The sequence below is a fragment of the Lentibacillus salicampi genome (assembly GCF_004565465.1).
GTDB lineage: Bacteria > Bacillota > Bacilli > Bacillales > Amphibacillaceae > Lentibacillus > Lentibacillus salicampi.
Map to the genome: position 1 here is coordinate 27,001 of NZ_SRHY01000009.1, position 23,832 is coordinate 50,832.

The following is a 23,832-nucleotide window of genomic DNA, read 5'->3' on the forward strand; positions in this document are numbered from 1 at the left end:
ATTTTTATTCTAACACACCGTTTGTGGTATCTGAATCACTGTTTCCAATACTTTGATAGATTTTGAAAATAAGATAGAAATCGTTCCGCTATTATAATAATGGTTTAGTGTTAAAATAATAACTGATAAATAGTTTAACGTTAAACTATTTTTTCAATACTAAACGAATAGGTGATCTAGCATTAGCAGCTTCCAAAAGACAGGAAAAACATGCCACATAACAGTAAGGAGCAGCTATTTATACCAGTCACCTTATGATGGAGGAATAAAACATGGACAGATTAACGGGAAAAGTTGCCATCATTACGGGGGCGGCGCGCGGAATGGGTGCTTCCCACGCCCGTAAATTCGTAAGCGAAGGCGCTAAAGTTGTGATAGCGGATATCCTTGAAGACGAAGGTAAAGCATTAGCAGATGAACTTGGGAAAAACGCTAAATTCTTAGAACTTGATGTTACCAACAAAGACAATTGGGAAAAAGTTGTCGCAGCAACCGAAAAAGCCTTTGGCCCGGTTAATGTACTGGTCAATAATGCTGGCATCAGCATGAACAAATCAATCGATGACATAACCGAAGAGGACTACCGAAAAATTGTTGATATCAATCAGGTATCCGTATTCCTTGGCATGAAAACAATCGTGCCATCAATAAGAAAGGCAGACGGCGGTTCCATCGTCAATATTTCATCGATGAATGGTATCGTTGGCGGCGCTATCGGTTATACAGACACAAAATTTGCCGTACGCGGAAGCACGAAAGCCGCCGCACTCAGTTTGTCGCATGAAGGGATCCGTGTGAATTCCGTCCACCCCGGTGTGATTGAAACACCAATGATTGCACAAGGGGATTCCAAAGATGTCATTCAGGAATTTGCAAAACACATCCCGAACAAAAGAATCGCAAAGCCTGAAGAGGTATCCAATCTAGTATTATATCTCGCTTCCGACGATTCCAGTTACAGCACCGGCTCTGAATTCGTCGTTGACGGCGGATTGACAGCACAGTAAGCAATGCCATGCCCACATAAGACCTCATAGAACATCTTTATACCTATAATCGAAACAAATTTGGATTTGGGGACACGGGGTCAGACCCTTTGTCCCAAGCTCATTTTTCACCCAAAACGGTCTTGGCAATGTTCCCGTCCAGTGCCTCAAATTCAGCAAGTGAATTGATATCATACAACTCCTCGCGCGTCTGCATATCCGAGAGGCCATCTTTCTGGGTGCCTTCCTCCATAATAAGCTGGAAGATCCGCTCGTAGGCCTTTGCAGCGACCCTCAACGACGTAACCGGATAAATCACCATGCTGAAGCCCATGTCCTGAAATGCCTGGGCCGTAAAATACGGCGTCTTGCCAAATTCCGTCATATTGGCAAGCAGCGGAACATCGAGTTTTTCGGCCACCAAACGAAATTCTTCTTCTGTCTGTAATGCTTCTGGAAAAATCGCGTCAGCTCCAGCTTCGACATAGAACTGAGCCCGTTCAACCGCCGCATCAATCCCTTCAACCGCTTTCGCATCTGTACGTGCCACAACGACCAGGGACGGGGCCACTTCTTTAATCGCCCTGATTTTTTGCCCCAGTTCTTCTTTTGTCACAAGCTGTTTCCCGTTCAAATGTCCGCATTTTTTCGGAAGCTGCTGATCTTCAATCTGCACGGCCGCCACCTTGGCCTCCATCATTTCGGCAGCCGTGCGGGCGACATTCAACACACCACCAAATCCGGTATCGATATCAACAAGCACCGGGAGATTGGCAGCCCGGACCAATTCCCTGGCACGATCCGCCATTTCAGTTGACGTCACCATGCCAAGATCAGGCAGTCCCCGGCTTGCTGTGTAGGCGCCGCCTGACAGATACAAGGATGAGAATCCCGCTTTTTTGGCAACAAGCGCTGCCATTGCATCATGGGCGCCGGGAATTTGTAAAATATCGTCCTGCTCAATCAATTCCTTAAACTCATGTGCTAAATCTTCCTGCGTTGATGTCTGGTCAACAATCCAAACCATTCTCGGGTCCTCCTTTAAAAACACTCTGGGGCCGCAAGAAAACATCACGTCAGCCCCGTACCATTTTACTTTAGACAAACCTGCCTTCAGACAAATAATGCCACAAACTCATTCACATTCATCGTCGAAAGCTTCCCATAATCATAACTGAATGCTTCAATTTTTTCCAGTTGCTTTTTCGTATATTGGGTCGATAAATTATACTTATATTTCTCCCGGATTTGCGGCATTGCTTCCTCTCGGCGGAACCGGTGACCCAGCGGATATTCAACAGCCACGTTCTCAGTTGAGGTTCCATCTGTAAAATGAACCTGAACTGCATTCGCGATCGACCGTTTATCCGGATTAAGGTAGTCTGTTGTGTAGGCTTCTTTTTCCTCAAGCACCATTTTATCACGCAATTCGTCGATCAGCGGATCAGCAGCCGCTTCCTCTTCATAGTCCTCGGCTGTAATCCCGCCTTTTATCAGCCCGACTGCTGTGATGTATTGGATGCAATGATCCCGGTCAGCCGGGTTATAGAGTGGTCCTTGTTTATCAATAATCCGAATCGCGGACTCATGTGTCGTAATCGTGATCTGCTCAATCTCATCCAAGCGGTTCTGCACTTCCGGATGCAACTGTACAGCGGCCTCTGCTGCTGTTTGCGCATGGAACTCTGCAGGGAATGAAACTTTAAATAGGATATTTTCCATCACATAACTATCAAGCGGTTGGCTAAGCACGAGGTCCTGCTTGTTAAACAGCACATCCTGGAACCCCCATCCTGGCGCACTTAGAGGGGTTTCATATCCCATTTCGCCGTCCATTGCCATCATGGCCAGCCGAACACCTCGGCTCGTGGCATCGCCGGCTGCCCATGATTTCCGGGAGCCAGTGTTCGGCGCATGCCGGTACGTACGTAGGCTCGAGTTATCAATCCAGGCATTGGACAAGGCATTCATGATTTCCTCATGCCCACCGCCGAGCATTTTCGTCACCACAGCCGTTGTAGCGACTTTCACATATAATACGTGATCAAGGCCAACGCGATTCAGGCTGTTTTCCAAGGCCAGGACCCCCTGGATTTCATGGGCTTTAACCATCATTTCCAAAACTTCCTCAACCTTAACAGGCTCCTGCCCGTTGGCAAGGCGTTCCTGACTGACATAGTCTGCAACGGCCAAAATCCCGCCAAGATTATCAGATGGGTGCCCCCATTCAGCGGCAAGCCATGTGTCATTATAGTCGAGCCAGCGAATCATCGCCCCGATATTAAACGCCCCCTGCACTGGATCCAGCACGTGCGGCGTCCCGGGCACACGCGTACCGTTTGGAACGACCGTGCCTGACACAACTGGACCGAGGAGTTTCGTGCATTCCGGGTAATTCAGGGCCAGAATCCCGCATCCGAGCGTATCAAGCAAAATATAATGAGCGGTCGAAAAAGCTTCTTCGCTCGTAATGTCTTGATTTAGAACATAATCAGCAATTTCTTCCAAAATCGCGTCTGCCGTTTTCTGTTCGTCCACTTTTTCCATTGTCAACGTCCTTTCCCGCGGTCAGGCCAATCTCGCATGCTATTTTAAGATGCGAGACATATAACCTGACCCTTTATGCTTGTTCGTAAGCCTATTAAAATCGTACTTATAAATTCCGCTCACCGGTATATTTGACTCTCGGCCGAAACAAACGATTATTGTTATGCTGTTCAATAATGTGCGCACACAACCCCGCCGTTCTGGAACTGAAAAAGATTGGCGTATACAGCGGAATGGGGATCCCGAGCATCCAATAAACCGGTGCGGCATAGTAATCGAGATTCGGATACAGCCCCTTTTCCTGGGCCATCAGTTTTTCCCCCGCTTCACACATATCAAGCAGGAGCGAATCTCCATGCAGATCACATAGCTGCCGCAACGATTCCTTCATCATCGCAGCGCGCGGATCCATTTTTTTCATATAGACACGATGTCCGAAGCCCATAATTTTTTCTTTGTGTAAGAGTTTCTCTTTCAATATATTCTCAAATTCATCAACCGATCGGGCGTCCTGCAGCATGTACATAACCGCTTCATTGGCACCGCCATGCAGATTGCCTTTTAACGAGGCGACAGCACCCGACAGTGCCCCGTACATATCCGAATGTGTGGAGGCAATCACGCGTGATGTAAAGGTCGAATTCGGCATCTCGTGTTCACTATATAACAGTAGGGAACGGTCAAAAATGTCCGCTTCCAATTCGGTCGGTTTTTCACCCGTAATCATGTACAAAAAGTTGGCACTGTATGGGAGTACGGGATCCGGATCGACCGGTTCCTTGTTATTCAAAATCCGATAACTATTCACCGTTATGGCCGGGAGTTGCCCCAAAATTTCATAAGCCCGGCGTTTATTCGCTTCAAGCGAGCGGTCATCAAGGTTCTTATCAAACCCTGCCGAGGCCGATATAGCTGTCCGCTGTCCGTCCATTGGGTGCGTTTCTTTCGGCAGTAAATTAAGAATATCCATGACCGTGTCAGGCACTTGGTAATGAGCTTTCAATTTTTCCTCAACCGCCTGCCGCTCAGCGTCTGACGACAAAGTCCCTTCCAATAACAAATAAACAAGATCAGCATACGTTTTCCGAGTTGACAAATCAATCAAATCATAACCCCTGATAATGATCTTTTCCTGTTCCGTATCCAAAAGCGAAATCCCCGTCTCAGACGCGATCACACCTTCCAGACCCGGCACAAACGTATCTTCTGTTTTCATCGTGAACCTCCTTATCCCATCTATATTGAAATCCCTTTCATCAAAAAATGGCACTATCTGTCTATAAGTCTATTATAAAGTTGAAATCGCAATCGGAAAAATATATAATTTTAATCATTAGACATAATTTTTTTCAATATCACGATGAAGGAGACGACCTCGCATGAAACTTCAAGACTGGGAAATGCTGAATGCCTTATATGTAACGGAGAACATAACGCAGGCTGCAAAACGTCTATTCCTGTCGCAGCCCACATTAACGTCACGAGTCAGAAGTCTAGAGGATTATTACGGGGTCAAACTGATCATCCGGAAACAAAGAGGGATTACGTTCACACCTGAGGGGGAAGTGCTCGCCCGCCATGCGCGAAAAATGCTGCATGAGCAGACCAAAATCGAAGAACGATTGAACAACATGAAAGAGCAGGTCGCCGGCACATTAAGGGTAGGAGCCTCTAACTTCTTTGCGCTGAATAAAATGCCCAAATTACTGCGCTTGTTTAAGCAAAAATATCCGAATGTCGAGTTCCAGGTCGTGACCGGCTGGAGCAGTGAAATGTACCGGCGTATCCTGAATCACGATGTTCACATCAGCTTCATCAAGGGGGATTACAGTTGGAAAGATAATAAGGAACTGCTTTACGAAGAGGAACTATGTATGGCCTCCCCATGGGAATTTACGTGGGATATGCTGCCTGATTTACCTCGCATCGATTACAATACGGATGAAAAAATGCGGCACATCGTCGACAATTGGTGGTACAACAACTATAAACAACATCCCAACATCAACATACAGGTCAATCAGGTGGAAACGTGCAAAGAAATGGTCATCAACGGTCTTGGCTACGCGATATTAGCCAACCTTGTCGTGCGCCCGTATCCAAACCTTGTGATCAAACCACTGACCCTTCCTTCAGGGGAAGCCATCACCCGCAAAACGTGGATGTATTATCACGAGGATTCGCTGCAGCTGAACATCGTCGAAGCGTTTGTCCATTTCATCCGAACACTGGACGTCAAGGCATTATAGGGAAGTTTGCCCCACTCGTGCAGAAAACCCGCAAACTCGTGCGGGCTCCTCCATAACTCGAGCGAGAAACCCTCAACTCGTGCGGGAATCTCCCTACTCATCCAGAATCTTCCCTACTCACTCTGATCCAAATTCACCACCATCTCATAGAGTTTCTCGAGGCTTAGAAAATCCGATATCGAAGCCTCTGTTTGCGACGTCAATGCCATACCGGCAAGCCCCAGCTGACAAGAACGGTGTAACGACTCGCCATTTAAAATGCCGTAAATCACACATGCTCCTAAAGCATCCGTTATCCCAGTATCATCAGCTACTTCAGTATGAATAGGTGATAAATGACCAGCTTCTTCATCAGTATAATAGTAGACACTGCCATCATCCAGGATGACAATCACTCGTTTGACCCCACGCTGCCGAAGTTGTTGACATGCATTCTCACAATCCGTCATGGAATCAATCGATTTTCCGGATAATGCTTCGGCTTCTTCCTGATCAAGTATTAACAATCCCAGACCATCCAACCGTTCGGGTAATTTAAGGGCTTTAGCGGACGAAACCGGATCAATGTACATTGGAATGTTTTCCTGATAGCAGCGGTTGATTATGTAATGAACACAATCCACCGGCAAATTCGTATCCAAAAAAACAGCCCTTGCCGTGGAAATGGCCGCCCATTTTTCTTCTATCATCGAAACAGTTAAATTTTCATAAATCGTCATGTCAGACATCGATACAACACTTCGCCCGCTGACATCCAATAAAGTGGTAAAAGTCCCTGTGCCTCTCGCAGGAAATTGCCAAACCTGGCTCACATCGATGCCCGCGTTTTTCGTTTCGGTTAACAGCCACTCGCCCGCTTTATCCTCTCCTACGCATGCCATTAATATGGTGCTGCAGCCGAGATGGCTTAAATTTTCCGCAAAATTGCGTGCAACACCGCCACACGTTTCCTGCGTTTCCACCGGATTGGAGGTATATAGCCGAACGTCTTGTTCTGACTTTGCTTTGCGATCAATGTTCACCCCGCCGATACAAACAATGGCGGACGTTTCCTTTAACACATACGCGCGCCCCCTGATCTCGCCGCTTTTTATCAGATTCGCGATATAATTCGCTACCGCCGGCCGTGACAACCCGACTCTCTTTGATAGTTCCTGCTGGGAAATAAAAGGGTCCATTCGAATGTATTGTAAGATTTCTTTTCTCTTATCCATTTGCACGACCTCACTTTTTAGAATCAGTTTAGGGTATAAGTGAAAATCTGTAAACACTGAAGCCACTTGACAATTCCATGAGAAAACGATAACATAAACTTGTGTTTTAATACTAAACAAATGTTTATAAACGAGGTGAGGAAGTGAATACCAACGAAGCCTCCCCGATCATTTGCATCGGTGGTTCCAATGTGGACCGGAAATTCTATTTGAACCAGCAGATCATACAAGGAACATCCAATCCTGTATCTTCATCAAGTTCAGTCGGCGGGGTAGCCAGGAATATTGCAGAAAACCTTGGAAGACTGGGCGGGAACGTTAAATTGATAACGGCAGGTGGAAATGATGCAGCCTGGAAAGAAATTGCGCAAGCCTCATCGCCTTTTATGGATTTAGATTTTGCAGCGCAATATGAAAACCAGTCAACCGGCAACTACACGGCTGTGCTTGACGAACGTGGCGACTTGTCGGTGGCATTTGCCGACATGGATATTTTTGACGATATTACGCCGGAACTTCTGCAAAGGAATCAGGCCATTCTGCAACAGGCGGCATGCATCGTAGCCGATCTGAATTGCCCGGCGGAAACGATCGATTTTCTTTGTTCATTCACTGCCCAGGAAGCGATTCCACTCGTTGTGATTCCCGTGTCTGCCCCAAAGATGGACAGGCTGCCACGATCACTCAGTTCTGTCAGCTGGCTCATCGTCAATAAAGATGAAACCGAAACATTTCTGAACATCGACATCCAAACTGATCAGGACTGGAAAGAATCAGTTAAAAAATGGCTGGATTCAGGTGTGGAAAATGTCGTGGTAACCAATGGTTCGGAAGGGGCAATGGCAGGTGCCCAAAGCGGAGAAACAGGCCACTATCAGGCTGTTGAAACCCCCGATATCATTGATGTGACAGGTGCGGGCGATTCATTTTGCTCCGCTGTTATTCATGCCTGGCTGCAGAAACAGCCACTCGATGCCATTATTCAATCCGGCATGGTCAACGCTCATAAAACCATCCTGTCGAACGAAACGGTCAGAACAGATTTGTCGTTTAATCAGCTTGCTGAAGACGTACAACGAATCAACGCTTCCGGCAATCACTGACCGCATTGATATAAACCCAAGGGAGGAACATTAACATGAAAAAATATCTTGAATTTTCACAAGAGGTACAGCAAGCAAAAGAAAATGGACAAGCCATTGTGGCACTGGAATCGACCATCATTTCACACGGTATGCCTTATCCGCAAAACGTAAAAATGGCACGTGATGTCGAAGCAATTGTCCGTGAAAACGGAGCCGTTCCAGCGACCATCGCCATTATGGACGGTAAAATTAAGATAGGCTTATCGGACGATGAACTGGAGGTATTTGGTAAAAGTGACGATGTTGCCAAAGTGTCAAGACGTGATATCGCACCCGTCATTGCATCCGGAAAACTCGGCGCGACAACGGTTGCCACGACCATGGTTTGTGCCGAACTGGCCGGAATCGAAACGTTTGTAACCGGCGGAATCGGCGGTGTACACAGAGGTGCCGAAACGACCATGGATATATCAGCTGACCTTGAAGAATTAGCCCAAACAAATGTAGCGGTTATTTGTGCAGGAGCCAAATCGATTTTGGACTTGGGACTGACAATGGAATACCTGGAAACCAAAGGCGTCCCTGTCCTTGGCTTCGAAACCGACTATCTGCCTGCATTTTACACAAGGGAAAGTGAATTCCCGTTAGCATTCTCGACTGATTCAACGGACGTATTAGCTGAAACCATGAAAACAAAATGGGACTTGCAGCTTAATGGCGGGCTTGTCATTGCGAACCCGGTTCCTGAAGAAGATGCCATGGATGCCGATTACATTAATGGTGTGATCGGGGATGCCGTCAAGGAAGCGAAAGAAAATCATATTTCAGGTAAAGACACGACACCATTCCTGCTTGCCAAAGTAAAAGAGATGACAGAAGGAAAAAGTCTTGATGTCAATATAGCACTGGTAAAACACAATGCAAAAATCGGAAGTCAAATTGCCGTCAGTTACAACAAGCAGGTTCATGAATCCTAAAGCTTCCGTATAGCCCGGGACTTCTGCAAAAAAGACCGGCTCTGTTTTGCAGAAGTTCTTTAAATGTGTGTTCAAAAAGAGGATGAAAAGGACCGTCATCGGCTAAGTTCGCGACGTCCTGTCGCAACGCCGATATTAGCACGTCCTGTTCGTCGAAGTTCGAGGCAGCGTAGTTTTGAGCAACGGCATGTATCCTTTAGATACATGAGTAGCGGAAAAGCAAGCTAACGATGAAATTCGAAGTGTCATTTTCACCGGACTTTTTGAACAACTCCTTTAACCCGCATTGTAAACGCTGACATCTTAAGAGGGCGCTGAAATGAATATTGTATTCCTGGTAACCGGATTATTATTGGTATTTGCCATTGGCTATTTATTCAGTAATGACAGGAAACATATCAACTATAAACGAATTGGCATCATGCTGGCTGCGCAGCTGATTCTGGTTTTCACGCTGATGAACACGAGCTTCGGATTGACCATCGTCCGAAATATCGGGAATTTTTTCGAGGAACTGATGGCGATTGCCGACGCTGGTATCGAATTCGTACTGGGCGGCATTGTCAATGAAGGCGAAGAGCCGTTTATATTTACAGCATTACTGCCGCTTGTTTTTATTTCCGTTTTGATTGGGATTCTCAATCATATCAAAATATTGCCTGTGCTTATTAAGTACACAGGACTCATTTTAAGCAAAATCACGGGAATGGGAAAATTGGAAAGCTATTTTGCCGTATCCACTGCCGTGCTCGGACAGCCAGAGGTATTTTTAACGATTATGAAACAAATTCCCCTGTTGTCTCAAAGACGCCTATATACCATTTGCACATCCGCTATGAGCGCCGTCAGTATGGCAATGGTCGGTGCTTATATGACGATGCTTGAGCCGAAGTATGTCGTAACAGCCGTCGCATTGAATATATTCAGTGCACTCATTGTCGCGAATATCATTAACCCCTATGATGTTGCGGAGGAAGACGATTTAGCACAGACCGAAGAACAGGAGCGTGTTCCCTTTTTTCAAATGGTATCGCAAAGTGTCATGGACGGTCTCAAACTTGTTGTAACCGTTGCCGCCATGCTGTTAGGTTTTATTTCGCTGATGGAATTAATCAACGTTCTATTTCTCGGCGTGTTTAACATCTCCTTCCAAACGTTATTGGGCTATATTTTTGCACCCATTGCCTTTTTAATGGGGGTGCCGTGGTCAGAAGTTGTGGATGCAGGGAGCATCATGGCAACAAAACTGGTGACAAACGAATTTGTAGCCATGTTAAACTTTGGGGACATCTCAGCGGGGCTATCCGAAAAAACAACCGCGATTGTCTCCGTCTACCTTGTCAGCTTTGCCAACTTCGGGACGGTCGGTATTATTGCTGGTTCGATCAGATCGATCAGTGAAAAGCAGGGTAATTATATATCCAAAGTTGCCCTGAAGTTATTGCTGGGTGCCACCTTGGCCTCTGTCATATCAGGTACCATGATGGGGCTGGTTATTTAAAGGAAGTAAAGATGCTTTTGGGTGTGTTCTCTCAGGCACGGTTGATTGGAATGACAAATTATATTTCCAAACGGCAAATTCAATCACTGTGGTGAGCATTCACCCAAATACGCATTATGAAAAAAAGAAAACCATTCAATAGAAGACTTGTTATCCCGAATAGTGCAATGGCTGCGATATCACTCTTAAAAACGAAGAAACCGACGACAAACGCTAAGCTGCGGCTGCAACCAGGACGATCGTATAAATCAAATGCAGGCGCTGCGCATTTAAGACGGGCATTGAGTGCACAAACTCATAGGCGGCACCATAAGCACCCGCTCTCGGATATTTTTTGATAAGATCATTTATAATCGCTAAAAAATCCGGCTTCCACGCATCATCAGCATCCAAGAAACCAATATAATCATAGGATGCATACCATATTCCATGGTTTCTGGCCGAGGCCACGCCGCCATTCTGTTTGATGATTACCTTTACTCTTGCGTCTTTTGGACGTTTTACTTCCTCATAACTGGAATCAGTGGAACCATCATCAACAACGATCACCTCAAATTCCTGATGCGTTTTTGCCAGAACGGAATGGATCGCCCGTCTGATATGTTCTTCCTTATTGTATAGCGGGATCACCACTAAAAAATACATCTGACGTCTTCTCCTCCGACTTTTCCTGGAATTAAAGGAAGCACTTCTGGAATCTGGAACTAATGAGGAGACAAAGCATATCTGTCATTTTCTCCATATTACGCTCTTCCTATAAGTTTCGAGCCCGTAAATTCATCAGCACAACCATTTCGCGTGGGTAAAATTGTCCCTGAATAATGCTGCAACGCTCGTGATGGGCTTCTATCGATTAAAACTGCCCCCTTTTCGCTACGAATTCATCGTGAGAAACCTTCTATCGATTAAAACCTCCCTCTTTTCGCTCCGAATTCATCGTGAGGACCCTTCTATCGATTAAAACCACTCCCTTTTCGCTCCGGATTCATCGTGAGAAACCTTCTATCGATTAAAACCTCCCTCTTTTCGCTCCGAATTCATCGTGAGAAACCTTCTATCGATTGAAACCTCCCTCTTTTCGCTCCGAATTCATCGTGAGGACCCTTCTATCGATTAAAACCACCTTCCTCAGTCGTGAAATGCCGTCTTTCGATCACGGCCGGGCATTATTCCAGATATCCCTGCCCTTTCAAATAAGCTACAATCTCCGCCACCGACTCCGCTAGACTCTGCTTATCCGTGTCCACGGTGATTTCCGGATTCACGGGGGCTTCATATGGTGCGTCAATTCCCGTAAACCCTTTGATTTCACCGGCGCGTGCTTTCTTGTACAGCCCTTTTGGGTCTCTGGATTCACACGTCTCAACACTGGCATCGACAAACACTTCAATGAACTCATGGTCACCCAAGAGACTTCGGACATCATCACGGTCTTCACGATATGGTGAAATAAATGCGGATAATGTCAACAACCCGGCATCGACCATCAGCTTGGAAACTTCACCAATGCGACGGATGTTTTCTTTACGGTCTTCGGGGCTAAAGCCGAGATTTTTATTCAGACCGTGGCGGATGTTGTCACCATCCAAACGATACGTTCGCACGCCCATTTGATAAAGCTCTTTTTCCAGTGCCACCGAAATAGTCGACTTCCCTGATCCGGACAAGCCGGTGAACCAGACCACAGCACTCTTGTGGTTATTCAGCTTTCGCCGGTGTTCTTTCATTACTTGCGAATCATGCCATACGATATTTTCTGACTTAGCCATAAACACGTCCCTCCTTTTGGGACACGGGGTCTGACCCCGTGTCCCTATATGATTTAGCCATAAACACGCCCCCCTAAAACCATACATGATAAATAATCAAAACGGATGTAACCATCACTAACAAACTGAGTGGGAGTCCCACTTTCACATAATCCGAAAATGTGTAGCCGCCAGGACCATATACGATCAAGTTGGTCTGATAGCCGATGGGTGTGATGAAACTTGCAGAAGCGGCAATCGCAATGACTACAGCAAATCCCATTGGCTCAAGTGAGAGCGCACGGGCCATTTCAATTCCGATCGGCAGCATGATGACGGCGGCTGCACTGTTGGTGATCAGCTCGGTAAACACATTGGTCAGAATATAGACCGTAAACAGGATGGCCATGAGTCCCAATGGCTCAGCCAAACCCAGCAGGCCGTCCGCAATCCATTCGGCAAGACCCGTTTTCCTGATGGCGACGCCGATCCCCAGTGCACTGGCAATCAGCAGCAGCACATTGAAGTGCACATAGTCCCTGGCTTCCCCGGGTGTAATAATTTTTGCTAGCCAAAAAACCATGACAGCCAGCGCCATTGCCTTAAACATGCTTAGCCATCCCAGTGTCACCGTTATAATCATTGCCAGCAGCACGATGATCGAAAACCACCCTTTCGTTGTGCTCTGATTCAGGGTGGCCGGTGTATCCAGCGGCGACACGACAAAAAAATCATTCGATCGCTGATGTTTTTTAACAAAATCGGTACCAGCCAGCAACAACAGCGAATCACCGGGTTTCAACACGATATCCCCGACTTTGCTCCGGATCCGTTCATGATGTCGGTGCACCGCAATGACCCCAGCATCATAACGAGAGCGGAACTGCGCCTGTTTAATCGACTTGGATAAAAGTGACGACTGGTCCGACACGACGGCATCCACCAGACTGGTCGACCCATCCCTCAACTCATCAAGCCCAATATACGTCCCGGTTTCCAGCTGCAGGCCTTTCTTTTTTTGCAAATCAGCAATCGTTGAAATCAACCCGGTGAAAATTAGACGATCGCCCACTTGAATAAGCGTTGTCGACTTAACCGGCGAAATCCGTTCATCCCCACGAATGATCTCAATCAGATAAAGACCTTTCAAATCACGCAGCCCGGCTTGCCGGACACTACGGTTAAGGTAACCGAACGCTCGTGTCACTTGCATTTCAGCCATATATTCTTTGGAGTCTTCCACCATTTTCCGGCTAAAACCTTTATGATCCGGCAAAAGTTTGTTTCCGATTGTAAATAGATAAATGAGTCCGATGACTGCAGCCGGTATGCCAACGACAGCCAATGTGAAAAACGAAAAACCCTCCAGCCCAAAGTCGAGCAGCAAACCGTGCACAACCAGGTTCGTGGATGTCCCCATTAATGTGATGGTGCCGCCCAGAATGGTGGCATAGGACAAGGGGATCAAAAATTTAGATGGGGCGATCCCGCGGTCTTCACACCACTTTTTAATGATCGGCGTAAATGTCACAACGATGGGGGTGTTGTTCAAAAAAGCGGAAAACGCAGACGTCGGGACAAAAAAGCGGACCATCGACTCAGTATATGTGTTGCTGTTCTGTAGCCATTTCTGCATCAGTTGATCAACCAGCCCGTTTTTCTGCACAGCGCCAGCAACGATGAACAATAATGCAACCGTCAGCATCCCCTCGTTGGAAAAACCGCTCAATGCCTCATCAACCGTTAGGACACCGGACAGTAGCAGGATCACCAATACGGAAAAAATAACCATGTCCGGCCGGGCAACTTCAAACAGCAGCCCGGCAAGCATGGCCAGCAGCAAACTTAGAACAAACATCATTTCAAACGACATGGGATCGATCCCCTTTAACCTGTGTTCAAAAAATGCGCCTGAACTAGACTTTTTGAACCGCTACGCTTCATTTTTCTGCATACCTTTGATTAGCACATCAGCCACTTCCGGACGTGAAAATTCCTTTGGTGGACGTTTGCCGTTCCGAAGCAGTTCACGCACTTTGGTGCCACTTAAATGGACATGATTCCCCCTGTCGTGCGGGCATGTTTTGGAAGACGCCATATTTTCACAAACCGTGCAGTAAAAGGCATGCTCAAATTTGAAAATCTGAATGCCAAGTTCCTCTTCATACTGGGCGATCATCTGCTGGGCCTCATACGTGCCGTAATAATCCCCGACGCCGGCGTGGTCGCGCCCGACAATAAAGTGCGTGCAACCATAATTTTTCCGGACGATCGCATGCAAAATCGCCTCTTTCGGTCCGGCATAGCGCATGGCTGCCGGATAGATGACAAGAAGTACTCGATCTTTCACGTAATAATTGCGCAGTATCGTTTCATAGCTTTCCATCCGCACATCCGCCGGGATATCATCTGACTTGGTTTCACCGACAAGCGGGTTCAACAGCAAACCATCGACTGATTCAAGGGCTGTTTTTTGAATATGCTCGTGTGCCCGGTGGACCGGGTTACGTGTTTGGAAGCCAACAATGGTTTTCCAACCCAAGTCCTCGAACATCTTCCGTGTTTCCACCGGGTCCATGTAATAGCTTGCAAACTCACTGTGGTCCGGACGATTGAAAAGCGTAATCGGCCCACCAAGATACACATCCCCTTTCGCATAAACTTTCTTCACACCAGGGTGCGCACCATCAGTCGTGCCATAAATATTCACCACTTCTTTCGCTTTATCATATGCATATTTTTCTTCCACGGTGATGGTTCCATAGATGACACCATCTTCCCCTTTGAGGGCAATTTCTTCGTCAATGTTAAAATTCTTAGTCTGTTCTTCAGCTGCCGGCAGTGTTATCGGAATACTCCAGATGGTGCCATCCGCAAGACGTGTATTCCGAACGACATTCTCATAATCAGCCTGCCCCATGAACCCTGTCAGAGGACTGAAACCGCCCGTCCCGATCAGTTCCAAATCGGAAATCACCCAAGAACTGACCGTCAGTGACGGAAGCGCCTCAGCATGCCTGATGGCCCGCGCGCGATTAGGCCCCGTTAATTCACGGCTGATTAACCTGCCGCCATGTGGTTGATTGACCATACGATACCCTCCCGAATTCCGTTTCCATACACTAACATATTGCTGAAAAGTTTCGGATGGAACCACTTTTGCCATATGTTTGGGCGGTACGTGACACCATTTTGTGTTATGCAGGGCTCAAAGTTCGGGCAAAATAAAAAAACACCGATCGTTAAGGCGCTTTACCAAATCTAAGGTTTATCAACCATAGATTTTGTTGTTGATCCATTGTTAAATCAGCGGATTATTTATGCGAAAATGAAATTATTGATAAGCATATCGATGCGGGGGTGTTTCTTGTTCTATTATGTGAACATGAGGTGAAAACCAGTCGATCTGAATAAAAAAAGCACCCGCCCTCCTTCTTACGGAGGACGCGTGCTTGTTGCGTTTACTTAGAACGGGAAGCCCTTAATCGCTCGCGGCTCCAGATATTCATCAATACCATAGTCGCCCCATTCACGGCCATTTCCTGATTGTTTAAAGCCGCCAAATGGTGCTGAGAAGTCCTGCGCGGCATTATTGACGGTAATTTGGCCAGCACGTATGCTAGTGGCCACTTTTCTTAGTGTGTCAGCATCTTTACCAACAACATACCCAGCCAATCCATAAATGGTATCATTCGCAATTTCAATGGCTTCATCAATACCCTCGTACGTAATCACTGACATGACAGGCCCGAAAATTTCTTCTTGGGCAATGACCATATCATTGCTAACATTTGTGAAGACGGTTGGTTTCACGTAATAGCCTTCCTCAAGCCCATCAGGTTTTCCAGTGCCGCCTGTGACAAGAGTTGCTCCTTCTGCCGATCCTTTTTCGATATACGACTGGACACGGTCCCATTGTTTGGCCGAAACAAGCGGACCCATAAAGTTCTCTTTATCGGTAGGATCACCAACATTGTACTTGGATAAGACGTCTTTTACGGCTGCAATGAAATCATCGTGAATCGATTTCGGAACAAGGGTACGTGTTGCCGCCGTACAAACCTGACCGGTGTTCATGATCACATTGGTCACCGCTGTTTTGGCAGCCGTTTGAATGTCCGCATCACCGAGGACAACCAACGGTGATTTTCCGCCAAGTTCAAGGGAAACCTTTTTAATATCTTTTGCGGCGTTTTCCGAAATCTTCTGCCCGGTACCGCCTGATCCGGTAAATGAGATGAAGTCAATATCCGGGTGCGAACTGATCCCATTTCCAATGGTGTCACCTGTCCCATTAACGAGATTAAAGACCCCTTTCGGTACGCCTGCTTTCTCAAATATTTCAGCTAGAAGGATGGCTGCATAAGGGGTAAGCTCCGATGGTTTCATAACAACTGTACTACCGGAAGCAAAAGCGCCAGCTAATTTCGTCGATGTCTGATTCGTCGGGAAATTCCACGGTGTAATCAGTCCGGCAACACCGATCGGCTCTTTTTGAATCAATGTATCACCGCGCTGTTCCGTGAACGTAAAATGTTTGAGCTGCTCGGCTGCTTGTTTAAAATGCTGCAGCCCCATATTGTAATGAACTTTCTCACTAAGACTGACAGGCGATCCAAGTTCTTCGGTGATCACCTCGATGATATCGTCTTTCCGCTTTTCATATTCGTTTGCAATTTTTTCAAGAAGTTCAATCCGCTCGTCTTTTGTGGTATTGGAGAATGCCGGAAATGCCTCACGTGCTGCCTGGACAGCCTTGTTCAGATCCTCCTGTGTCCCATTACTGACTTTCCCGATAACCTGTTCGGTTGCCGGATTGATGACGTCGATGGTTTCAGAACCTGTGGAATCTACCCATTCGCCGTTAATATAGTGCTTAATATAATCACGCATATCGTTATTCACTCCTTACATGAAGCTTGTATGTTTAGCTTATGTTTATGCTGTACCCCTATACATCAAGATAAAAACCTCAAAAAGCGGGATACGGATTATGAAAAATTTTTCTTCCATCCATACCCCGCGTGTTCGATTTGTTCAGTCGCCTCCATAAAATTCTATCCAGTTTCGATGTTACGATTCCACGTCAACCCATTTATAGTTATCCGCACTGACCTGATAGGTGATCAAATCGCTCACATTATTTTTTTGCAGATATGCTGTACCGGTTTGATAAAGCGGTACAAGCACAGCACTTTCCTCAATCAGCAGCTGCTCCGCTTTTAGCAAGGCATTCCAACGCTTCATCGGCTCATCTGCAAGGGAAGATTTCGAATCAAGGACGAGTTTATCATATTCTTCGTCCGAATAACCCGTATGGTTGCCTGGACTGTCGGTAATAAACAGATTCAAATAAGTCATCGGGTCCTGGTAGTCGCCACCCCATCCCGTTAAAATCAGCTCATATTCCTGATTGACATTAGCGGCCACACTCTGTTCAGGCGGGACGTTTTTTATCGTGATGGTCAGCCCTGGAAGTCTGGATTCCCACTGATGCTTAAGATTTTCCGCAATGAGTTTGGATGAACTGGAATCAGAGGTCGTCAAGGCAAATTCCAACTCGTCTTTTCCCAGCTCCTCCAGTCCCTGCTGCCAGTGGTCTTTGGCTTCATCCACATCGTAATGAATCAATTCACCATTTTCCGCACGAAAGTCCTTTCCGGTTTCCGGATTTTCTGATAACCCCTGTGGCACCGTGCCATACAAAACATTGGAACCGTTATTGAGAATGTCATTGACGATCACGTCCCTGTCCAGTGCCATATTCAATGCTTTTCGGATTTGTAAATTGGCAAGGTTCGTTTCTTCCCCATCTTTTCCTTGATTCATTTTTAAAAATTTGACCCCACCCGTCAGAAAGGTGTGGTATTCCTCATCTGATGCATACTGATCGACAAAGTCGCCCGTCAAATCAACACGATCCAACTGATCATTTTGGTAAAGATCGACCGCGGTTTGGGTATCTTTCACCACATTAACCTCAATCCTGTCAACATTCACGGCATCCTTATCCCAGTACTGATCATTTTTTTCGTATGTCCATGTATTTCCAGTTCCATTCCAGTCATCCAGGACAAATGGACCGTTATACAAGGTGTGTTCACTGCCTGTTGCGTATTGATCGCCTTGCTCCTTGATGAACTCCTCGGGCTGCGGAAAAAATACAGCTGTCGTCAATAAATCTTTAAAATAGGGCACCGGCTCTTCCAGCGTCACTTTTAATGTTTGCTCATCCAGTGCTTTAACACCCAGTTCGTCAACCGGTTTGTTGCCTTTTAAAATTTCTGATGCACCTGCGACAATTTCCTCAAACTGTGGTCCGTATGCGGCGCCTGTTTCCGGATCGACTGCTTTTTTCCAGGCGTATTCAAAATCATCTGCCGTAACCGGTGAACCATCTGACCAGGTGGCATCTTCCCGTATTTTAAACGTATAGACTCTATTATCTTCGCTGACTTCAGGTTCACTTGCCGCCATGGCCAATTGTGGGTCTCCATCTCGATCCAGACGGTATAAGCCTTCAAACACTTGGTTGATGACATTAAAGCTAAAGTCGTTATCGGCCATTGTTGGATTCAGGCCGGGAATTTCGCCGGACGCACTCAGCTGGAGTACGTTTTCTTCTTCGCCGCCGGAATCTCCTTCGCTCGCTGTGTTCTCCTGGTCCTCGCCATTGCAAGCTGCCAATAGAAGCAGAGACAGCAGTAAAAGTGGTAATAATTTTCGTATAAAGTTCATCTCGTCTTCCCCTTTCTAATTCATCAGGCAACGCAGGTCACCTCGAACTTTTTTACAGTAAAAAACTGCACCCCCGTGAGAATGCAGTTTGTTTAGGACCGTAACGAGTCACGTTATACAAACACACACTTCCTCACGCCGGTATTATCCGGATCGAGTGCGTAGGGTCAGAACATGTTGTTCTTCTCAGCTATTCATAGCTCCCCTAGTGCTACCATCTTTTATGTAATTTAATTATCTATTCTAACATGCAGAAATCTTTTTTCAAGTTTTTCCACCCGTCTGCAATTCCCGGCAAAAAAACCAATACCCCTTTTGATTTGCTGTCTCAATAATCGGTTCGTGTTACGCTCACATAGCATCCGAGACCCCAAGCATAATAATCCCAGTCATCACAATACCAATCATGATGTAGTGTCTCGTGGATAGCACTTCCTTCAAAAAAATCCATGACAAAATGACCGAAAAAATGCCATGCGCTGCGATGAGTGGTGCTGCAATCATGGCATTTCCCGCCATGGCAAAAACATAGAAAAATTGCCCCGTCGTCTCCAATATCGCGGCATAGCCTTTGTCCCGCTCTGTGAAAAAGTTGAAGCGCTCTTTCTTGATCAGTGTTATGTAGATAAAACAGACAACAGCACAGATGAAAAAGGTCAATTCATAAGCAATCAGCGCGGAACTTTCGCTGATCAATTTCAGCTCATCCAGATAAATGCCGTCAGCAAACGTCCCGAGCCCATCGATCAGGCTGTAAAGGATGGGAAATGTAATCGCCAGTACACCAATCTGATATTTCTTATCGAGCTCGCCGTTCGCATGTTTCAGTACTTCCATCTCATCCTGTTTTTCCAAAGTCGCCAGCCCAATCACCCCAGCTGTGACAACCACAACGCCAACGATTTCCAACATATGCAGTTCTCTTGGAAAAAACAGAAACAATAGGACCGCACTGACGGCCCCGGACGAATTTTGCACCGGCGCAGCAATCGAAAGTTCAATATAGCGCAAGCCGATGTATCCGAATGTCATGGAGATAATATAAAGTGCCGAAACGGGAAGATAGCGCACCATATCAAATGGATCGAACGCAATATCCTTAATGATCATGTACAAGACTGCATGAATACCCATGACAAGTCCCACCATGACAACAATTTTCAAGTGACTGTGCTTGTCATCCGGATCAGACCCTTTTTTATAAAATAAGTTCGCACCGCCCCATGCCATTGCAGTCAAAAGGGAAAAAATAAACCACATACGAAAGCCCCCATATCATTACGAAGTTTCAAGTACTTGTTTTACCTTATGCACGCACAAGTTGTTATTATATCATGGGGAGGTTTATCCGTGAATTGCTTTATACCAATTGATTCAATTCATGGGAAGAGGCGGCCAAATGACTTTGCCACATTTTCTAAGCTAATATTACGAATTAACCACGTTCTTCGACATCGTTTCACAATTTTATTTCCCGGGCAATATTTCAAGGAAATATGTCATAAAAACGAGTATTGGCACCTAAATTTTTAAACTTCGCAACATTTCTCATGTACCTCTTTTTGATGCATGATCCCCTTACAACCCATTAGCGCTTTTCAATAGGCTGATCGTATCACCACTGTTTAAACCTTCATACCATTTTCATGATCCACGGTGCTTTTATTATAATATGTGATCGTTGGCATATCACTTGGATCCTCCATGTCAATTCAACTAATGACGTACCATCAACCGCTTTTGGCATCCCGTTTCTCCTTCTTTAAAAAGAGAGACAGAATCAACCCCGTCACCGCAAACAAAAACGCGACGAAAAAGGCCGTTTTCACACCGGTCAGGTAAACAGCAGGCTCAATGGTTCCCGACCCAGCCTGAGCGCTGCTGATAAAGGAGATAATAAACGTAAGTCCAAGCGACCCTCCAAATTGACGGGCCGTATTGATGACCGCCGTCCCATGGGGAATCAATTTATCAGAGAGCGCATTGATACCGGCCGTCATGATCGGCATATTAATCAATGCCACACCAGCCATGGCAAGCATAAACAAGAACATCGTAATCGCGAATGGTGTATTCAATTCAAGTATGACATGAAAACCAAGTGTACTTACGACAAGCAACATAAATCCAATAATGGCAATGATTTTACCACCATATTGATCGAACAGTCTCCCCGCAAAGAGGGACATCACGGCGAGCGTCAAGGCCCCTGGCATCACAATTAAGCCACCATAAAATGCGGAAAACTGCTGCGCGTTCTGCACATACATCGGTAATATCGTTTCAGTAGATATAAGTAAACTGAACGACAGGATGGAAATAACAGCCACAAGGGCAAAAATCGGTACCTTAAGCACACGAATTTCCAAAATAGGTGCCGTGAGCCGCAACTGCCGAACTGCAAATAAAACAAGTGCCAGGACACCGACAAAGAGACTCACGATCGCAGCTGTGTCACCTACACCACCCTCCTGAACTTTGTTAAAGCCATAAAGCATGCCGCCAAAACCAACCGTTGACAGCAAAATGGAGAAAACATCAATAGCTGTTTGACGCAGCTCGGTAACATTGCGCATATACAAATAAACCAGAAGCAAAATCAACGCGGCAATCGGTAGGGTTAACAGGAACAAAGCGCGCCAATCGAAATAGTTTACCAGTACGCCGGATATCGGTGGCCCAACCGCAGGCGCAACGTTAATCACAAGGCCGGCCAGCCCCATCGCATACCCTCTTTTTTCCTTGGGATACAGAAGAAATAAGATCGTTTGCATTAACGGAATCATAATGCCGGAACCCATCCCCTGAATAATGCGTCCCGCCAGCAGGACAGGAAAAGAAGGCGCAACCAAGCCGATTAAAGTGCCCGTCAAAAACAGGAACATGGCACTCATCATTAATGTCCGTGTTTTAAACGTATCGATAAAATAAGCCGTGATCGGAATAAGCACGGCAATCGTAATCATATAGCCGGTTGTCAGCCATTGCACTTCCGTTGAGTTAATCGCAAACTCATCCATGATTTTAGGAAAAGCTGTAATGAGCAGAAATTGCGTCAGTACAGATAAAAAAGATGCCGATAATGTAATCGCCACAAGTAAACGTCTATGAAAACGGGATAAATCCGTCGAAGTCATCTCGTCTGCCTCCTCTGCATGCTAACCTCCACTATTCATCTCTATACTATAATACATGTCACAGGATGTTTCAGCAAAGCATCAGTTGATCATGACCCGCCTGTTGTGATCTTTCATCAAAAGGCGGGATTTCTGATCTTATAACTCATCTATCAGCTCATGTCCATCAGTGCAACCCGCGCATATACGAACTGATCTTAGGGGACAAGAACAATAGAATAAGCGCAATTACAACACTGATCATCCCAATAATTCCAAAGTATGCTATTTCAGTATCCGCTCCATACAATGGCGTGATTTGAGCGTTGATGCCCTGTCCGGCTGCATTCGCGAGCCCCCAGACACTCATGGTCTGCGCCGCAAACGCCTTGGGTGCTAATTTCGTTGTGGCAGAGAGACCAACAGGCGATAGACACAATTCTCCCATCGTCACCAGGAAGAAGAAACCAACAAGCCACAACGGACTGGCCAATGCATCTGTTCCATGGAGAAGTCCCGGCAGCGTCATCAGTAAAAAGGACATACCTGCTAAAAATATGCCAATTGTAAATTTATGCGGCGTTGATGGCTGCCTGCTGCCTAATTTCGTCCAGAGAGTAGCAAACACCGGCGCAAATAAAATAATAAACAAAGGGTTAACGGATTGAAACCATGCTGGATCAATGTTAAAATCTAAAAATTCCAATTGTGTTCGCTGATCGGCGAATCGGGCCATAATCACCGCCCCTTGCTCCTGTATCGTCCAAAACATCATTGCACCAACAAATAACGGAATATAAGCGTAGATACGTGAGCGTTCCACATCTGTTGTCTTTTTGCTTGTAATCATCATAATAAAATAACTGGCTGGAATCGCAACCCCTAAAACACTGATAAAATTAATGAACATCTGAACAGTCAGGTTATCTGTGAGAAACGCAATTAAAACGAGAAATAGAAAAGCAACAGTCCCCAGCATAATGCGTTTCGACATCGTTTTACGTTCGCCGGACTCAAGCGGGTTCTTAACCTCTTTTCCTATGTCACCGATATTCCTGCGAGCCGTCAGTATATAAACGATCAGACCGATTGCCATACCGATTGCCGCTAAACTGAAACCTAAGTGAAAATTGACATTACGTCCGACAGGCCCGACAATCAGTGGCGAAACAAAGGCACCAATGTTGACAGCCATATAGAAAAGACTGAAAGCTGCATCACGCTTCTCACTTGTCGGGCTGTATAAGTCACCAACAATATTGGAAATGTTGGGTTTCATTAAGCCGGACCCTAAAATGATAAACAACATGCCAATAAATAAAGGACCTACGCCACCGGGAAGCGATAATGTAAGATGGCCAAGCATAATCGTGATCGCACCCCAGAACAGCGTGTTCCGATTGCCAAAAACCCTGTCAGCAACCCAACCGCCGATAATGCCTGATAGAAATACAAGCGATCCGTAGACTGACATGATTGAAGAAGCTAAATCCTTGGATAAACCAAGTCCACCTTGTGATACTTCATAGTACATATAATAAATGACAAGCGCTTTCATACCATAATATGAAAACCGCTCCCATAGTTCCATGTTGAATAACGTGAACATCGCAGGGGGGTGCCCAAAAAACCCTTTTCGTTTCGTCTTTTGCTGATTTGAGGACAATGATA

General features: G+C 46.0%; 18 protein-coding genes and 1 riboswitch. Of the genes, 5 read left to right on the top strand and 13 right to left on the bottom strand.

Translation table 11 applies throughout. The features are described from left to right. Positions 1-272: 272 nt before the first annotated feature. Positions 273-1,007: a glucose 1-dehydrogenase gene (locus E4U82_RS08245; protein ID WP_135109723.1), complete on the top strand. Its 735-nt coding sequence runs from the start codon at positions 273-275 to the stop codon at positions 1,005-1,007. A 100-nt stretch (positions 1,008-1,107) separates the two neighbouring features. Here E4U82_RS08245 and prpB read toward each other — a convergent pair whose 3' ends face one another. The 3 genes from prpB to mmgD all read right to left on the bottom strand — a co-directional run bounded on the left by prpB (position 1,108) and on the right by mmgD (position 4,749). Continuing rightward, entirely contained in the window at positions 1,108-2,013 is a 906-nt protein-coding gene (prpB, locus tag E4U82_RS08250; protein ID WP_135109724.1) for a methylisocitrate lyase, read from the bottom strand. Positions 2,014-2,099: 86 nt separating this feature from the next. Continuing rightward, complete coding sequence (locus E4U82_RS08255) at positions 2,100-3,533, bottom strand: bifunctional 2-methylcitrate dehydratase/aconitate hydratase (RefSeq protein ID WP_135109725.1); 1,434 nt, start codon at positions 3,531-3,533, stop codon at positions 2,100-2,102. Positions 3,534-3,639: 106 nt separating this feature from the next. Beyond that, entirely contained in the window at positions 3,640-4,749 is a 1,110-nt protein-coding gene (gene mmgD, locus E4U82_RS08260; protein WP_135109726.1) for a citrate synthase, read from the bottom strand. Positions 4,750-4,912: 163 nt separating this feature from the next. Between mmgD and E4U82_RS08265 the strand changes: the two genes are divergently transcribed. Beyond that, positions 4,913-5,782 (top strand): LysR family transcriptional regulator, encoded by an 870-nt coding sequence (locus E4U82_RS08265; protein WP_135109727.1) that lies wholly within the window; start codon positions 4,913-4,915, stop codon positions 5,780-5,782. A gap of 113 nt (positions 5,783-5,895) precedes the next feature. On the opposite strand, the gene E4U82_RS08270 is transcribed toward E4U82_RS08265, so the two are convergent. Then, a complete protein-coding gene (locus tag E4U82_RS08270; protein ID WP_135109728.1) occupies positions 5,896-6,996 on the bottom strand; it encodes a carbohydrate kinase in 1,101 nt (366 codons plus the stop codon). Positions 6,997-7,139: 143 nt separating this feature from the next. Between E4U82_RS08270 and E4U82_RS08275 the strand changes: the two genes are divergently transcribed. From E4U82_RS08275 to E4U82_RS08285, 3 genes are all read left to right on the top strand, one after another. Next, positions 7,140-8,099: a carbohydrate kinase family protein gene (locus E4U82_RS08275; RefSeq protein ID WP_135109729.1), complete on the top strand. Its 960-nt coding sequence runs from the start codon at positions 7,140-7,142 to the stop codon at positions 8,097-8,099. Positions 8,100-8,134: 35 nt separating this feature from the next. Continuing rightward, positions 8,135-9,058 carry a pseudouridine-5'-phosphate glycosidase gene (locus E4U82_RS08280; RefSeq protein WP_135109730.1) on the top strand — a complete coding sequence of 308 codons (924 nt, stop codon included), beginning with the start codon at positions 8,135-8,137 and terminating at the stop codon, positions 9,056-9,058. A 319-nt stretch (positions 9,059-9,377) separates the two neighbouring features. Further along, entirely contained in the window at positions 9,378-10,559 is a 1,182-nt protein-coding gene (locus tag E4U82_RS08285) for a NupC/NupG family nucleoside CNT transporter (RefSeq protein WP_135109731.1), read from the top strand. Between the two features lie 213 nt (positions 10,560-10,772). Here E4U82_RS08285 and E4U82_RS08290 read toward each other — a convergent pair whose 3' ends face one another. From E4U82_RS08290 to E4U82_RS08330, 9 genes are all read right to left on the bottom strand, one after another. Continuing rightward, entirely contained in the window at positions 10,773-11,204 is a 432-nt protein-coding gene (locus E4U82_RS08290) for a glycosyltransferase family 2 protein (protein WP_135109732.1), read from the bottom strand. Positions 11,205-11,725: 521 nt separating this feature from the next. Then, positions 11,726-12,328, bottom strand: coding sequence for an adenylyl-sulfate kinase (gene cysC, locus E4U82_RS08295; RefSeq protein WP_135109733.1), 603 nt, complete (start codon positions 12,326-12,328; stop codon positions 11,726-11,728). A 73-nt stretch (positions 12,329-12,401) separates the two neighbouring features. After that, the gene (locus E4U82_RS08300; RefSeq protein WP_135109734.1) at positions 12,402-14,180 is read right to left on the bottom strand and encodes an SLC13 family permease; all 1,779 of its coding nucleotides are present in this window, start codon (positions 14,178-14,180) and stop codon (positions 12,402-12,404) included. Between the two features lie 60 nt (positions 14,181-14,240). After that, positions 14,241-15,398 (bottom strand): sulfate adenylyltransferase, encoded by a 1,158-nt coding sequence (sat, locus tag E4U82_RS08305; RefSeq protein ID WP_135109735.1) that lies wholly within the window; start codon positions 15,396-15,398, stop codon positions 14,241-14,243. Between the two features lie 374 nt (positions 15,399-15,772). Beyond that, positions 15,773-17,200, bottom strand: coding sequence for an aldehyde dehydrogenase family protein (locus E4U82_RS08310; protein ID WP_135109736.1), 1,428 nt, complete (start codon positions 17,198-17,200; stop codon positions 15,773-15,775). A 180-nt stretch (positions 17,201-17,380) separates the two neighbouring features. Beyond that, a complete protein-coding gene (locus E4U82_RS08315) occupies positions 17,381-19,045 on the bottom strand; it encodes a peptide ABC transporter substrate-binding protein (protein WP_135109737.1) in 1,665 nt (554 codons plus the stop codon). Between the two features lie 113 nt (positions 19,046-19,158). Beyond that, positions 19,159-19,262: riboswitch (TPP riboswitch) on the bottom strand. A 134-nt stretch (positions 19,263-19,396) separates the two neighbouring features. Then, on the bottom strand, positions 19,397-20,305 hold the full coding sequence (locus E4U82_RS08320) for an EamA family transporter (RefSeq protein ID WP_135109738.1): 909 nt from the start codon (positions 20,303-20,305) through the stop codon (positions 19,397-19,399). A gap of 470 nt (positions 20,306-20,775) precedes the next feature. Continuing rightward, positions 20,776-22,182, bottom strand: a complete 1,407-nt coding sequence (locus tag E4U82_RS08325) for an MDR family MFS transporter (protein ID WP_135109739.1) — start codon at positions 22,180-22,182, stop codon at positions 20,776-20,778. 166 nt (positions 22,183-22,348) lie between these two features. Beyond that, positions 22,349-23,827, bottom strand: coding sequence for a peptide MFS transporter (locus E4U82_RS08330; protein WP_135109740.1), 1,479 nt, complete (start codon positions 23,825-23,827; stop codon positions 22,349-22,351). Positions 23,828-23,832 lie beyond the last annotated feature (5 nt).